The organism is Gemmatimonadaceae bacterium, from assembly GCA_037721215.1.
GTDB lineage: Bacteria > Gemmatimonadota > Gemmatimonadetes > Gemmatimonadales > Gemmatimonadaceae > UBA4720.
In genome coordinates this window covers 18,630-32,492 of record JBBJNV010000002.1, presented here as the reverse complement: position 1 = coordinate 32,492, position 13,863 = coordinate 18,630, and the positions used below count along the sequence as shown (strand labels likewise).

The following is a 13,863-nucleotide window of genomic DNA, read 5'->3' as shown; positions in this document are numbered from 1 at the left end:
TCTGCCGGCGTACTATGTAGACTGCGGATGGAGTGGACCAAAGTGCGTACTCGTGAGGGAAATGTGTGAAGGACATGCGGGCGATTCGGAGTTCATCATCGTGGAGCTGGACTTCGATCACAATGCAAAAAAGTGGGACGTGCGAGGAATATTCCTGTCCGCCCACTGCCTCGGAAATTCGGATGGGCGGTGCAAGTGGTACCGTGGCACCGGGTTGCAACAGTTCGAGTGGATTGAAAGTCCGGAAGGATTCAATACGCCCGTGGTATGGATCGCGCGCGGCTCGCATGCCGCGTATCCGACTCGCGCGAGCTGCGACTCCGGCTTCTGGCTGTTCGATACCTGCGACGGCAATCGTCTGAGGATACGGTTTCCAGTACGGACGAAGCTGCAGAACATTGGAAGCCGGTCCAATCCGTTTATGGGGGAAACGGATTGCGTTGCGCCGGGTCGCGGCGGCTGGCGCAGTGCCCTCGCCGACTCCACTCTCAAAGAGTGCTTCTGGATGCCCAACAAGCCTTTCCGGGGGTGGCAGCGCAGTCGAGCGGGAACCGCGCCCACTCCGTACGACAGGCATCTCCGGGAGGCGGCATCGTTCTGAAATCTTGACTGGCGCCGATCCTGTCTTCCACCTCGAGACGCGCTCCTGCGGCCTGCTGTATGCACTGTCTGTACCCTCCATCCTACTCGGCGGCGGAGCACGCCCACAGCGACGGATCGCTCTGCGCCGCCTGTCACATCATTTAGAGGAGTATCAATGCTGAAACGCATGACCACGAGGTTTTTTCTCGCGGCAGCGGCGTCCGTCGCTCTCGCCTGCAGCACAAAATCTGACGATGGCGTCGACTCCACTGCCGCTGCCGGCCCGCCTCCCGTCCCTGGTACCAGCGACGGGCCGGCAATGCCGCCTGCAACGGCCAACGCCGAAATGCAGGCGGTCCTCGATACTCTCGGCGGACTCGGCGGGAAGCCGATCGAGAGCCTCTCCCCCGGTGAAGCGCGCAAGCAGCCCACACCCACCAATGCGGTGATGGCAGTTCTCAAGGCTCAGGGCAAGTCGACCGCCCCCGACCCGGCTGTCGGCTCGACCGATCGCAACATCTCGGTCGATGGCCGCTCGCTGCCTGTTCGCATCTATACGCCGAAGGCAGGCACCGGGCCGTTTCCAGTAGTGGTTTATTACCACGGTGGTGGCTGGGTAATCGGAAGCAAGGAAGTCTATGACGGCGGCGCTCGCGGAATCGCGAAAAGCGCGAACGCGGTTGTCGTCTCCGTGGACTACCGCCTCGGACCCGAGAACAAGTTTCCTGCGGCTCACGACGATGCCTATGCCGCATATCAGTGGGCAATCAAGAACGCGGCGTCGATCAAGGGCGATCCCAATAAGGTCGCAGTCGCCGGCGAAAGCGCCGGAGGCAATCTGGCGGTAGCGACGGCGATGACGGCAAAGCAGAAAGGCACGAAACTGCCAGCCGCTATCATCGCCGTGTACCCGGTAGCTGGCGGCGACACGGTGAGCGCTTCGTACACGGAGAACGCCAACGCAAAACCACTCAACCGGGCGATGGTGCCATGGTTCGTAAAGCACTACTTCGCCGATCCTTCCCAGACCCAGGATCCGCGAATCAACCTCGTCGCGGCCGATCTCAGTGGTCTTCCGCCGACGACAATCATCAACGCCCAGATCGATCCCCTCCGTTCCGATGGAGAGGAGCTGGCTGAAAAGCTGCGCGCGGCGGGTGTCGCCGTCGAGCAGCGTACGTTCGCTGGCGTAAACCATGAATTCTTCGGCATGGGAGCAGTGCTGAACGAAGCGCGCGAGGCGCAGACGATGGCCGGCAATGCGCTCAAGAATGCATTCGGCGCCGTCAGAACGGGCGCCGCAACCCCAGCGTCAGGAAATATGGGAGCGAATACACCTGGCGCGCCGGCAGGAGCACCGGGCAGGTCGATGAGCCCTCCCGCTCGCGATTCGACGGCGATGAAGCGCTAGAGAGGAAATAAAAGAGCCGCCATCCCCAAGTGGGATGGCGGCTCTTTTATTTCTGCGGATTTCAGGTGACCTGAATGGTAAGCGGCTGCGTGAGTCTTACCGTGATTCGGCCGCCATCGGGCACGCACCCATCGTAATCGGCATTTCTGCCGGCCACAACAGCGCCCGCCGCAGCGCCGCCCGCCGCTCCGATCACCGTCGATTTCGTCTTTCCGCCGAGTATCTGACCGAGCACCGCACCAATCGCTGCCCCGGTCGCGACCTTCTTCGCATCGTCTCCGCGCGATTCGGCCCGCACCTTGTCGACCTGAGCGTAGGTGACCTGGGAGCTGATCGGATACGTCTTCCCTCCGAACTCCACCGATTCCACTCGAAGCCCAATCTCGATCTTGTCACCGTCGCCGCTGCTCTTGCTCAACGATGAGACCTCACCCACCAACGTTGCACCAACAGGAATGATCGCGCCGTTTTCACCCATTACCGCCTCAGCGAGCTGGGCGGTGAACCGGTCGCCAACCCGATTGGTGTTCGTGCAGATTCTCTGGCCCGATGACAAAGTCAGCTCCGATCCCGCAGCCACTACTCCCAGCGGACGCTCGGACCCACGTTCACCGGAGGATACCGCATTTCCGCTTGCGGTCACTGTTTCGCCAGTTGGGGCTTCACCAGTAACAGGTGGTGCCTGACGAGGACGCGCGGCGGGTCGCCGCGATTGCACGCGCGGTTGTCCGATAGTTCCAGCCGGACTTCCAGCCGGCTGCCGGGAAGGCACTCCCGGACGACGAACCGTTGTGGGCACATCATTCTCAGCTTCGGCGCTGGCGGGCGCCGCGGTCACGGGCATGTCCGTCAGCTGAGGCTGCGCCAGCGTGTCTTCGTTCGCGAGTGCAAGATCACGCGAGAGACTCGTGTCGCTGGCCAGTACATCGCCTGATTTGCCTTTGTCCGAGCAGGCGCCAAGCAGTGACGCGCCCGCAACCAGAATCATTGCCGCATGAGTTCGCAGTTTCATTTTATTGTACCGAAGTGGCCTGAAAGCAACACGCGGCGCCACGGTGATTTCACCGGGGCGCCGCGTGAGCTAAGGAAATCATTAAAACCGGGTTCGTCCCGGAAACGTACCTTGAATAGGGATGCGGTTATTAATGGCGATCATGCCGCCACCAATCCGGCCAGCACGCCCCCTCCGACCGCCTTGCATGTGTTCGTCACAGTTGTCTCCATCAACTCCCCCGCCCTGCAAAACGACGGTAATGATGCCGCCCAGAACACGTCCACGATCGATACCCCCGCCCCCGATGTCGCCGCCACCATCATCCGGACCACCAACCGGCCTTGGCCTCGGGCTCGGCAAACTCGCTGTGGCTGCCGGAGCCGGCTCGACAGGTGCGGGCGACACTTCGACGGGCGCCGTTTCAAGCTCCTCGGCAACATCTGCTTGCGTCACCTCAACTGGCGCTGGATTTCGCCGCGCCGGCCGGTACCTGGCAACACGCTGCGAGGGAGCAACCTTTCTTGGCGCAGGCAATGCGGTCCGCTCGATAGCTGAAACAACTCGCTGCGGGACGTTCTGGTCAGATCCGGCGAGGTTTATTGCATCGGACGCCCACGCGCGGTCGAGATCTTTCCTGAGCTCGTCGTTCATCCCGGTGTCACCACGGCTACAGCCTGCCATCAACAGCGCGCCAGCAGCGTATGCCAGCTTCACGATCGTCCGCACGGTTCCTCCGATTCCCTTTTATTTGCCTCCGCACATTGACGCGTGCGGCACGGCTGCCTCCAAGCGATGCCTGCAACGGCCGAGCCATTGCAGCTTCCCCGTGAACATAACCTGTGGACCGGGATAACGTCCTGCAATAGTGACATTGTTTGTCTCAACCTGAGGACAGTGTCATCTTCCGCGATAACACCATGAAATCCCCAAGACTTGTTCGCTCAATTGCGTTGCTGACGGGCTGTGCAGTTCTGGCGCCGGCGGCCTGCGAGAACCCGCGCGGCGGCACGGTCACGCCTGCCGAGCGCACTGCCATTGCCGATTCGCTCCGTAGTCTCGTGACGAACGCATATGATCTTAGCCGGCCGGGCCCCGTTCCGAGGATGATGAGCCTCTATCCGGATCACGGCCCGGTTTATTCCACCAGCAGCGGCCAGGTCTCGACAACGCGTGCCGCGCTGGAGAAGCAGATTGAATCGTTCTGGAGGTATGTCGGCGTAAACATGAAGAACCCGAAGTGGGAATGGACATCGATGCATGTCGACGTACTCGGCTCCAATGCTGCCGTGATGACGGCGAGCTATCGTATTCCGCACCTGAATCCGCACGATCTGCCACATGTAATCGGCGGTGCATGGACAGCGGCGTTCGTCAATCGCGGGGGCCGGTGGGTTGTGATTCAGGAGCATTTGTCCGACGCTCCCAGACCTTGACCGCCGCGGCGAAAATCCGGCATGCATGTGTGAATACTTCATTCGCCTGCTCCGGCGTGGCGCCTGAATAGTGCATATTTGAGTCGCGTCGCAAACCCGCAGACAGGATCCCAATGGATAGCAGTGTTAAATCAGACCCTAACAAAGCGGTCGCATACGTTGTTTACGAGCTCGAGCGCAGAGCTTACCGTTTGAGCAATGCCGCGTTCACGATCGGTCGGGGGGCGGAGAACAGCATTGTCATTCGCGAACCGTCGGTCTCCAGGGTTCATGCCGAGTTGCGACCCGAAGGAGCCGAGTATGTGCTGCATACGTCGGGGGCGACGGGAACGCGGGTCAATGGTGAGGCCGTTACTGCTCCACACCAGCTCGCAGACGGCGATCGCATCGATGTTGGTCTGGTGGAGTTCACCTTTCGCCGGTCGAAGCTGCCCCTTGGTGTATCGGTGGTCGATCCCCCAACGGCGGAGGGCCACGACGCCGACATTCTAACCCGGCGCGAAACGATAACCAACCCGATTCTCGGCGGAACGTTCACACCGAAACAAAAGACCAGCGCCCTTCCGATGCTGGTCGTTGTCGCGATTATCCTGGCTGCCGCTGCCTACTATTTCCTGGTCATGCGGTAAAGCGCGCCAGAACCTGGCGCTCGAGCGCGAGCCTCAGCGGTTCGAGCTCCATCTTTTCGAGAACGTCGGCAGCGAAAGCGTAGGTGAGCAGCCGGCGCGCCTGAGCCACGCCGATCCCGCGGCTTCTCAGATAGAACATGGCTGTTTCGTCGAGCCGTCCGACAGTGGCGCCGTGGGTACACTTCACATCGTCAGCAAAAATCTCGAGCTGCGGCTTTGTGTCGATGCGCGCGTGTTCTGAAAGCAGCAGGTTGTTGTTGCTCTGCTTGCCGTCCGTCTTCTGCGCTTCGGGGTGGACGTACACCTTGCCGTTGAACACTCCGTGCGACCGGCCATCGAGAATTCCCTTGTACAACTCATGGCTCGGGCAATTGGGCGCGACGTGCTCGATGCTCGTTTGATGATCGACGTGCTGAGTGCCATTCACCATGTAAAGCCCGTTCAGGACGCATTCCGCAGCGTTGCCATCGAGTTTCGTGTAGATGTTGGTACGCGAGAGTGCTGCCCCGGTCGCCAGTGAGAAGGATTCGTAACGGCTGTTCGCCGCCTGGTGAACCTGGATGGTGCCGACGTGGAATGCGCTCTCGCTTTCGAGTTGGAGCTTGTAGTGGTTCAACCGCGCACCATCGGCAACGTAGGCTTCCGTCACAGCGTTCGTGAAATATTCGCTGTCGCCGAGCGAGACATAACTCTCGATGACGGTGGCACTGGAATGGCGCTCCGCAAATAAGAGATTATGCGGATGTGTGGCTCCGCCGGTCGCACCTGCGGTCGTGATGAAAATCAGGTGGATAGGCGTTGTTGCGACGGCGTCTGCGCGAACGCGGATCACTGCACCATCATACGCGAATGCAGTGTTGAGCGCCGTGAGGGCGCCGCTCGGCGGGGCGGCGATTTTTGCGAAGTGCCGTTCGAGGATCGCAGAATCTCCGTCTCTCAGCAGGTCGCCAAGCGATTCGGCGGTGACACCTTCCGGAAGTGTCTGGCCAGAAAGACCGGCGCGAAAGCGTCCGTTGACGAAGACGAGATTATGCCAGTCGGTCTGGCCGAACGAAAATCCTTCTACATCCACCACGCTGACCTCGCCGGCGCTCACAGCGAGATGAAATTTGCGGCTGGCTATTGGCGCGACACTTGTGAAGTGCCAATCTTCATCGCGCATTGTCGGAAATCCAGTCGTCTCGAACTCGCCCATCGCCGACTCACGGAGGATTGTGAGCCAGGAAGGCTCGCTGCCGCCGCTGTTAGCGTGCAGAGCGTCGAAGTCAGCGCGGTACGCCGGCACTGAGCTGCCGGAATTCTCATCGGCCTGCAATTCCACCGGCGCGGTGAGAACTTCAGTCACGCCGCAACTCCGGCAATCCAGTCGTAGCCGCGCTCTTCGAGCTCGACGGCGAGCTCCTTCCCGCCCGACTTCACGATGCGTCCGCCGGCGAGAACGTGCACGTAGTCGGGCACGATATAGTTGAGCAGCCGCTGGTAGTGCGTGACGACGATCGTCGCGTTATCCGGCCGCCGCAATGCATTGACTCCGCGGGAAACAATCTTGAGGGCGTCGATGTCGAGTCCCGAATCCGTCTCGTCGAGAATGGCGAGCCGCGGCTCGAGCACCGCCATCTGCAGAATCTCGTTCCTCTTCTTCTCACCGCCGGAGAAACCGGTATTGACTGACCGGCTCATCATCGACTGGTCCATCTCCACAATTTTCGTCTTCTCTTCCATCAGGTCGAGAAACTCGAGTGGGTCGAGCTCTTCGAGTCCCTTTGACTTCCGGATCTCGTTGTACGCGGACCGCAGAAAATAGGCGTTGGTGACGCCGGGGATCTCGATCGGGTACTGGAAGGCGAGGAATATTCCTTCCTGCGCGCGGACCTCTGGATCCATCTCCAGCAAATCGCGGCCGTCGTAGCGCACCGTGCCTTCGGTGACCTCGTATCCCGGGTGACCGGCCAGCACCTGTGCAAGCGTGCTTTTCCCGGAGCCGTTGGGCCCCATTACGGCATGAATCTCACCGGCATTTACGGTGAGATCGATTCCCTTGAGTATTTCCTTCTCGCCGATAGCGGCGTGAAGATTTCTGATTTCGAGCACTGATGCCTTGGTGATTGGTCTTCCGTAAACAAACTCGCAGTCGGCGAGTCGGCGGTTATGCCCCGCGCAGGCGGGAATTCATGTCGTCCCGCTGAGCTACCCGACGCTGCCCTCGAGAGTTATCCCGAGAAGCTGCTGCGCCTCTACCGCGAACTCCATCGGCAGATTCTGAAACACTTCCTTGCAGAATCCGCTGACGATGAGGGATATCGCGTGCTCTGTGCTCAGCCCGCGCTGCTTGCAATAGAAAATCTGATCCTCGCCGATCTTCGACGTCGATGCTTCGTGCTCCAGCATCGCGGTATTGTTCTGGACCTCGATGTACGGGAAGGTATGAGCCCCGCAGCGATTACCGATGAGCATCGAGTCACACTGCGTGTAGTTGCGGGCGTTTGCGGCGCGCGGCATGATCTTGACCTGTCCGCGGTAGCTGTTGTTCCCCTGCCCGGCTGAAATTCCCTTCGAGATGATGGTGCTCTTGGTGTTCTTCCCGATGTGAATCATCTTGGTGCCCGTGTCGGCTGCCTGATGGTTGTTCACGACGGCGACAGAGTAGAACTCACCGGTGGAGTTGTCACCCTGGAGAATCACGCTGGGGTATTTCCACGTGATCGCGGACCCCGTCTCGACCTGAGTCCATGAGATCTTCGAGTTCACGCCGGCGCACTTTCCTCGCTTGGTGACGAAGTTGTAGATACCGCCCTTCCCTTCCGCATCTCCGGCGTACCAGTTCTGCACCGTGGAGTATTTGATTGACGCGTTGTCGAGCGCGATCAGCTCGACCACTGCGGCGTGGAGCTGGTTGGTGTCGCGCTTGGGTGCCGTGCATCCTTCGAGATAGCTTACCGACGCGCCTTCCTCAGCCACGATCAGCGTACGCTCGAACTGGCCGGTATCAGCGCTGTTGATGCGAAAGTAGGTGGACAGCTCCATCGGGCATTTGACGCCTTTCGGGATGTAGCAGAACGATCCATCGCTGAACACCGCTGCGTTCAGGGCCGCGAAAAAATTGTCGCTGTGGGGGACGACGGTACCAAGGTATTTCTCGATCAGCTCGGGGTGGTTCTGAACCGCTTCCCCGAATGAGCCGAAGATGATGCCGTGCTTCGAGAGCTCTGCCTTCATCGTTGTGCCGACTGAAACGCTGTCGAAGATCGCGTCGACGGCGACGCCGGCCAGCTTCTTCTGTTCCGTCAGCGAGATGCCGAGTTTGTCGTAGACGCGGAGGAGCTCGGGATCGACTTCGTCCAGGCTCTGGAGCGGTTTGACGCTTTTTGGCGCCGAGTAGTAGATAATATTCTGGTAGTCGATCGGGGCGTATCTGAGGTTCGCCCAGTGTGGCTCTTTCATCGTCAGCCACCGGCGGTAGGCTTTGAGCCTCCAGTCGAGCATGAATTTCGGCTCGTTTTTCTTCGCCGAAATCAACCGTACTACGTCCTCGTCGAGCCCGCGGGGGATAGTGTCAGTTTCGACATCTGTCACGAATCCGTACAAATACTCTTTATTGACCAGCGATTCTATTGCCGAGCTCATGCTAACTCCTTGGTGTTACAGCACTTCGTAACGTAGATTGAATCCTAAGTGAATTTGTCGGGATAGTCAAGCAGACCGGGACATGCTGCTACACATCCAAGTTTATGGACACCAAGCACTTAGGAGGCTTTACGAGCCGATTCAGCGCCCCCTTGGCTGGTTCTGCGGAAAGTGGGACCAGGAGCACTTTATTGAGTGATTTATCTGACTTCGAATCCGTCGCGGCGCTGCACGATATTCCTGATGAGGGTGTGCTTGGCGTCGTAAAGTCGGGTGGGGAGCGGATTTGCCTTATAAAGCACGGGGGTCGAATCAGCGCCGTAGCCGACAGGTGTACTCACCAGGATTTTGACATGTCGTTGGGGGATGTGCTTCCGGACGGCACCATTCAGTGCGCGTGGCACGGAGCTCGATTCGATTGCGCTACCGGCGCCGTAAGGCAAGGGCCGGCAAGCGAGGCATTGCCGTTGTTCGACGTACGTATCGAGAATGGAGTGGTTCTCGTCGGTGCTCTGCGAAACGGGTTGACCCCGTGAGCGAGTTTGCAGTAGCTCCCTGCTCCGGCTCACCAAGCCCGAGCCCCGGGCTTTTTCACCCCACGGAGTTGACGTTAAAAGCCCCGAGCCCACCGCTCCGGCCCGTGGCCCGTGGCCCGTGGCCCCGATTTCAGCCCTCCGGTTTGATATGAGCCGCCGCGCTGATTTCCCGCTCCTTGTCCGCAATCCCGGGCTGCATTACCTCGATTCTGCGGCGACATCGCAGAAACCGTCGATCGTGCTGGACGCAATGCGCGAATTTTACGAGACCAGCTACGCCAATCCCCACCGCGGCGCGTACGCTTTGTCGGTTGCGGCGACGGACTGCTACGACGGAGCGCGCACGCGCGTCGCGCAGTTCATCGGCGCAAACGATCCTGCGTGCCTGATCTTTACCCGCGGTACTACAGAGGCCATCAACCTCGTCGCGAATGCATGGGGTCCCATGCATATCGCCAGGGGCGATGAAATCGTGGTCACCGCCCTCGAGCACCATGCCAACTTCGTACCCTGGCAGCAGCTCGCTATTCGCCAGGGAGCGACCCTCAGGATTTGCGAGCCCACCTCCGAGGGAAAGCTCGACCTCGACTGTCTCGAAAGCCTGCTTTCGAGCCGCACGAAAGTCGTGGCGTTCAACCATGTATCCAACGCCCTTGGTACCATCAATCCGGTCCGCGAGATCGTCGCCCTTGTGCGCGAACACACTGATGCGCTGATCGTCTGCGACGGCGCACAGGGCGCCCCTCATCTGAGGGTCGGTTTCGACGCGCTTGGCGTCGATTTCTATGCATTCAGCGGTCACAAGATGTGCGGGCCGATGGGCATTGGTGTACTCGCTGGAAAACGCGAGATCATGGAACGGATGCCGCCGTGGCAGACGGGTGGTGACATGATAGAATTCGTCCATGATCAGAGTACGACCTGGAACGAGCTCCCCCACAAATTCGAGGCTGGAACACCGAACGCGGCTGGCGCGGTGGGTCTGGCCGCCGCCGCGAGCTATCTGGACAGCATTGGAATGGATGAGGTGCTGCGGCATGAACAGCGGCTCGTGGCGGATGCATATGCGCGGCTTGGCGAAATCGATGACGTACGCGTGTACGGCCCTCCGCCGCCCCATCGAAGTGGAGTGATCAGCTTCACCCTGGGCGATGTACATCCACACGATCTCGCGACCATTCTCGACGGCGACGATGTCTGCATACGCGCCGGCAACCACTGCGCCCAGCCGCTGATGAGACGCCTCGACATTCCCGCTACGGCTCGCGCGTCATTCTATGTGTACAACGATGAATCAGATACCGACGCCCTCATCGAAGGCGTGTTGAAGGCGCGGGAGATCTTCGGCCATGCCGCTGTCTGACCGCGCGGCCCAGGTTGCCGGGCTGTACCAGGAGATGATCCTCGATCATTACCGCCGTCCGCGAAACAAGGGCGACCTCGACGGCGCGGATGCCTCGGTGACGATGAAGAATCCGCTTTGCGGCGATGAAATCGTGCTGCATGTCGCGTTCGAAGGTGAGACGATACGCGACCTCAGCTTCTCGGGACGCGGATGTTCGATATCACAGGCATCGGCGTCGATGATGACGCAGCTCATAAAGGGGCGGAGCGCGGGGGACATCGATGCCTTGCGGGCCCGGTTTCGCGAGATGGTGATGGGGGATGCAACGGCCGTTGACGACAACTCGCTGGGTTCGCTTCGAGCATTGAGCGGGGTGGCAAAGTTCCCGGCCAGGGTCAAATGCGCGCTGCTGGCATGGAATGCGCTCGAGGCTGCGCTGGAGCAGCGGCCGGTCTGACGGCAACGCCAGCACGCGAGACTTGAATCCCGCTGGTCCCCGCAACATCGTTGGTAATAAGCGGAGAGCGCGATGGCGTTGTTATCCCGGTCAATCCTGGGTGTTTTAAGTCTTCTCGTTACTTTCGCGGCGACGACCGAAGCACAGCAAAACCGCCGCGACTCGGTCGAGACCCGCCGGCGCGTAACTAGGGCGCAGGCGGCGTTCGAGCAGGTCCGCCGCATGCATCTGCCGTCGAGCCTTCAGGGCTCGGCCGTCGGATGCGAGATGCAGGTTGGCAGGTTCTGCCAGTGGAACGACACCGAACATACTGAGCCACCTGAGCCGAAGCCGATCAGCAAGGCACGTGCGACGCTGATCGAAGCGCTTCGGAAAGCGGCGGAGCGCTCTCCCCGCGATGGGTGGATTACCGGCCAGCGAGTGCGTTACCTGCTCGAATCCCGCGACACGGCGTCGGCTCTGCGCGCTGCCGTTGAATGCCAGTCTGACCAATGGTGGTGTGACGCCCTGCGCGGGCTGGTGCTTCACGAGACCAATGCCGGCAACCTTGCCGACAGTGCGTTCGCGCTTGCATTGGCGGCGATGCCCCAGGTAGAGCGCTGCAGCTGGACTGACATTTCGATGCTCCTCGACGCCGCCCAGCGCAAGCGGTACAAGGCCGTGGGGTGCGGCGAGCGGGAGGACATTGCGGCCCGCGCGTGGTGGCTGGCAGATCCCTTCCACACGATTGCCGGTAACGACAGGCAGGCGGAGCATTACGCCCGTCTGACCATGAGCAGAATACTGGCGGACACGCGCGCGGGGTGGGATACACAATGGGATGACGATCTGCGCGAACTCGTTCTGAGATATGGCTGGGCTAGATACTGGACGCGCGTGCCAGCTTCCGGCATTACGCAAAATGGCGGCGTGATCTCCGGTCACGAAGCGATGCCGAACTATCACTTCTTCCCGGCCGTCAACCGGTTCGAGCCTATCACTGCAATCGGCAGCGGTGCGTGGAATTTCAAGCAGTGGCGCTCGCCCGAGCGGTATGCGCCGAAGCTCGCGAGCGAGTTCGTTGAAATCATTCCGCAGATCGCGCTCTTCAGGCGCGGAGATTCCACACAGGTCGTTGTCGCGTACGATGTGTCCGGCGATTCGGTGTTTCGGGTGGGCCCGCTGCGATCAGCCATTGCTCTCTCTCGCGACGAGAGAGCCAGACCGCTCGTAGTTGAGCAGGGCTCCCCCCGGGGATCATTCGTTGCGCTCGTGGACAGTACTGCCCATCTGTTGAGCCTCGAAATACTGAGCGTCGACGGGAAAAAAGCGGCGCGCGCGCGGCAGAGTGTAAACCTTCCGCCACTGGGACCCGGCGGCGTCGCGGTGTCTGACGTGCTGCTGTTCGACCCTCCCGCGGGCGACGTTTCGGATCTCGCGATGGCGCGTTCCACCGCGCGCGGGAATCTCACTGCAGATTCAAAGGGGAAACTCGGTCTCTACTGGGAGATCTACGGGCTTGCAAGAGCTGACAGCGCGCTGCCCGTATCGCTCACTCTTGCACGCATCACCGAGGGAAGCCTGCGGCGAATCGCACAGTCGATAGGGCTCGGGCGAAGGGCGAGCCCTATCAGCATTGCGTGGCGCGAGATGCCATCGCTTGGTGGCATAGCGACGCGAAGTGTGACTCTCGACCTGTCGCTGATTCCGCGGGGCAAGTACATCTTGAAACTCGAGGCCACCCCGCCGGGACGGGGTTCGGTCAACAGTTCGCGGATCATCGACGTTCGGTAAACACTCATGTGGTCCGTTTGAAAAAGTGCGCAAGCGCTGTACGCCGTTGTCGGATCATCTTTGCCCCGTCGGGAATACCGCGACCCTCGAGCAGTCGAGTACAATCGTCGTAGAGCTTCCGACAGCGAATGATCCACCAACCGGACACGCCGCCTCGACGGTTCCTCCCAGGGTACTCAACAGCAGCGTCGTATGCTCCGGATGCACGCGAACCTCGACGACCCGCGCCGGTGTCCCGCCCACCACGCCAAGCCGGACGGCAACGGGATTGAAGACGGCCACCGCCGGCCCTGCTGCAACTCCATCAGCGGCATGAAGGCTGCCGAATGCCGACGAGAAATGCCCAACGCCATCAGCACGGCCGTGAATTTCGTTGGCGATGTTGAGGAACCGCGCGACGTCGAGTGACGCGGCACGTGCGAAGAGCTCCGCCGGAGACGCTATCTGGGCCAGCTCGCCGTTGAGCAGGACACCGATCCGGTCAGCGATGTAAGCGGCATCGCTGAAATCGTGAGTGACGACGATCAACGCCGGATCGTACTGCGAATGTGCAGCGAGCAGAGCCGCCCGGATGTCACGCTTCAGTGCGGGATCGAGCGCCGAAAAAGGCTCGTCGAGAAGCAGCAATGCGGGCCTCGCGACGATTGCACGGGCTAGGGCGACGCGATGTCGCTGGCCACCGCTCAGTGTGCGGGGCATTCGATTACGAAACTCAGCCATCTTCATCGCTTCCAGAGAAGCGCTGACCCGCTCGCGAATGTCATCGGCAGGCACGCGCCGCACCCGCAACGGAAATGCGACATTCTCGAAAACCGTGAGGTGCGGAAATAGAACGGGGGTCTGGTGCATGTACACGGCGTCGCGTTTCTCGGGCGGTAGCGCGACCACATCGCGGCCGGCAACTCTGATCTCTCCGGAATGCGGAGCGACGAATCCGGCGATAGCGCGGAGCATTGTCGTCTTGCCGGCGCCCGATGGTCCGACGACTACAAACCGCTCTCCGCGCGCGACCTGTAGTGTGAGGTTCCGCAGAATGCGGTGCCCACCCATCCGCACGTCGACATTACGGATCTCGAGCG

General features: G+C 60.7%; 14 protein-coding genes. 8 read left to right on the top strand and 6 right to left on the bottom strand.

What is annotated here, in order from left to right; translation table 11 throughout:
* Window positions 1-52: 52 nt before the first annotated feature.
* Window positions 53-601 (top strand): hypothetical protein, encoded by a 549-nt coding sequence (locus WKF55_01005; GenBank protein ID MEJ7758146.1) that lies wholly within the window; start codon window positions 53-55, stop codon window positions 599-601.
* Between the two features lie 156 nt (window positions 602-757).
* Complete coding sequence (locus WKF55_01000; protein MEJ7758145.1) at window positions 758-1,993, top strand: alpha/beta hydrolase; 1,236 nt, start codon at window positions 758-760, stop codon at window positions 1,991-1,993.
* A gap of 61 nt (window positions 1,994-2,054) precedes the next feature.
* On the opposite strand, the gene WKF55_00995 is transcribed toward WKF55_01000, so the two are convergent.
* Together WKF55_00995 and WKF55_00990 are read right to left on the bottom strand one after the other, a co-directional pair.
* Window positions 2,055-3,005, bottom strand: a complete 951-nt coding sequence (locus WKF55_00995; GenBank protein ID MEJ7758144.1) for a hypothetical protein — start codon at window positions 3,003-3,005, stop codon at window positions 2,055-2,057.
* An 81-nt stretch (window positions 3,006-3,086) separates the two neighbouring features.
* Complete coding sequence (locus WKF55_00990) at window positions 3,087-3,701, bottom strand: hypothetical protein (GenBank protein MEJ7758143.1); 615 nt, start codon at window positions 3,699-3,701, stop codon at window positions 3,087-3,089.
* 203 nt (window positions 3,702-3,904) lie between these two features.
* Between WKF55_00990 and WKF55_00985 the strand changes: the two genes are divergently transcribed.
* Window positions 3,905-4,420, top strand: coding sequence for a nuclear transport factor 2 family protein (locus WKF55_00985; protein MEJ7758142.1), 516 nt, complete (start codon window positions 3,905-3,907; stop codon window positions 4,418-4,420).
* Between the two features lie 113 nt (window positions 4,421-4,533).
* Window positions 4,534-5,049, top strand: a complete 516-nt coding sequence (locus tag WKF55_00980) for an FHA domain-containing protein (protein MEJ7758141.1) — start codon at window positions 4,534-4,536, stop codon at window positions 5,047-5,049.
* Here WKF55_00980 and sufD read toward each other — a convergent pair.
* The 3 genes from sufD to sufB all read right to left on the bottom strand — a co-directional run bounded on the left by sufD (window position 5,039) and on the right by sufB (window position 8,673).
* Window positions 5,039-6,394 (bottom strand): Fe-S cluster assembly protein SufD, encoded by a 1,356-nt coding sequence (sufD, locus tag WKF55_00975; protein ID MEJ7758140.1) that lies wholly within the window; start codon window positions 6,392-6,394, stop codon window positions 5,039-5,041. The genes WKF55_00980 and sufD overlap by 11 nt on opposite strands.
* Window positions 6,391-7,140 (bottom strand): Fe-S cluster assembly ATPase SufC, encoded by a 750-nt coding sequence (gene sufC / locus WKF55_00970; protein MEJ7758139.1) that lies wholly within the window; start codon window positions 7,138-7,140, stop codon window positions 6,391-6,393. The genes sufD and sufC overlap by 4 nt, the downstream gene beginning before the upstream one ends.
* A gap of 96 nt (window positions 7,141-7,236) precedes the next feature.
* Window positions 7,237-8,673, bottom strand: coding sequence for a Fe-S cluster assembly protein SufB (gene sufB / locus WKF55_00965; protein MEJ7758138.1), 1,437 nt, complete (start codon window positions 8,671-8,673; stop codon window positions 7,237-7,239).
* Window positions 8,674-8,864: 191 nt separating this feature from the next.
* Here sufB and WKF55_00960 point away from each other — a divergent pair, with 191 nt between their 5' ends.
* From WKF55_00960 to WKF55_00945, 4 genes are all read left to right on the top strand, one after another.
* A complete protein-coding gene (locus WKF55_00960; protein MEJ7758137.1) occupies window positions 8,865-9,209 on the top strand; it encodes a Rieske 2Fe-2S domain-containing protein in 345 nt (114 codons plus the stop codon).
* 148 nt (window positions 9,210-9,357) lie between these two features.
* Window positions 9,358-10,572 (top strand): SufS family cysteine desulfurase, encoded by a 1,215-nt coding sequence (locus WKF55_00955; GenBank protein ID MEJ7758136.1) that lies wholly within the window; start codon window positions 9,358-9,360, stop codon window positions 10,570-10,572.
* Window positions 10,559-11,011 (top strand): Fe-S cluster assembly sulfur transfer protein SufU, encoded by a 453-nt coding sequence (gene sufU, locus WKF55_00950; protein MEJ7758135.1) that lies wholly within the window; start codon window positions 10,559-10,561, stop codon window positions 11,009-11,011. Before WKF55_00955 ends, sufU begins: the two co-directional genes overlap by 14 nt.
* A gap of 72 nt (window positions 11,012-11,083) precedes the next feature.
* Window positions 11,084-12,784: a hypothetical protein gene (locus tag WKF55_00945; protein ID MEJ7758134.1), complete on the top strand. Its 1,701-nt coding sequence runs from the start codon at window positions 11,084-11,086 to the stop codon at window positions 12,782-12,784.
* 54 nt (window positions 12,785-12,838) lie between these two features.
* Here the strand turns inward: WKF55_00945 and WKF55_00940 are convergent, their stop codons facing one another.
* Window positions 12,839-13,834 (bottom strand): ABC transporter ATP-binding protein, encoded by a 996-nt coding sequence (locus WKF55_00940; GenBank protein MEJ7758133.1) that lies wholly within the window; start codon window positions 13,832-13,834, stop codon window positions 12,839-12,841.
* Window positions 13,835-13,863 lie beyond the last annotated feature (29 nt).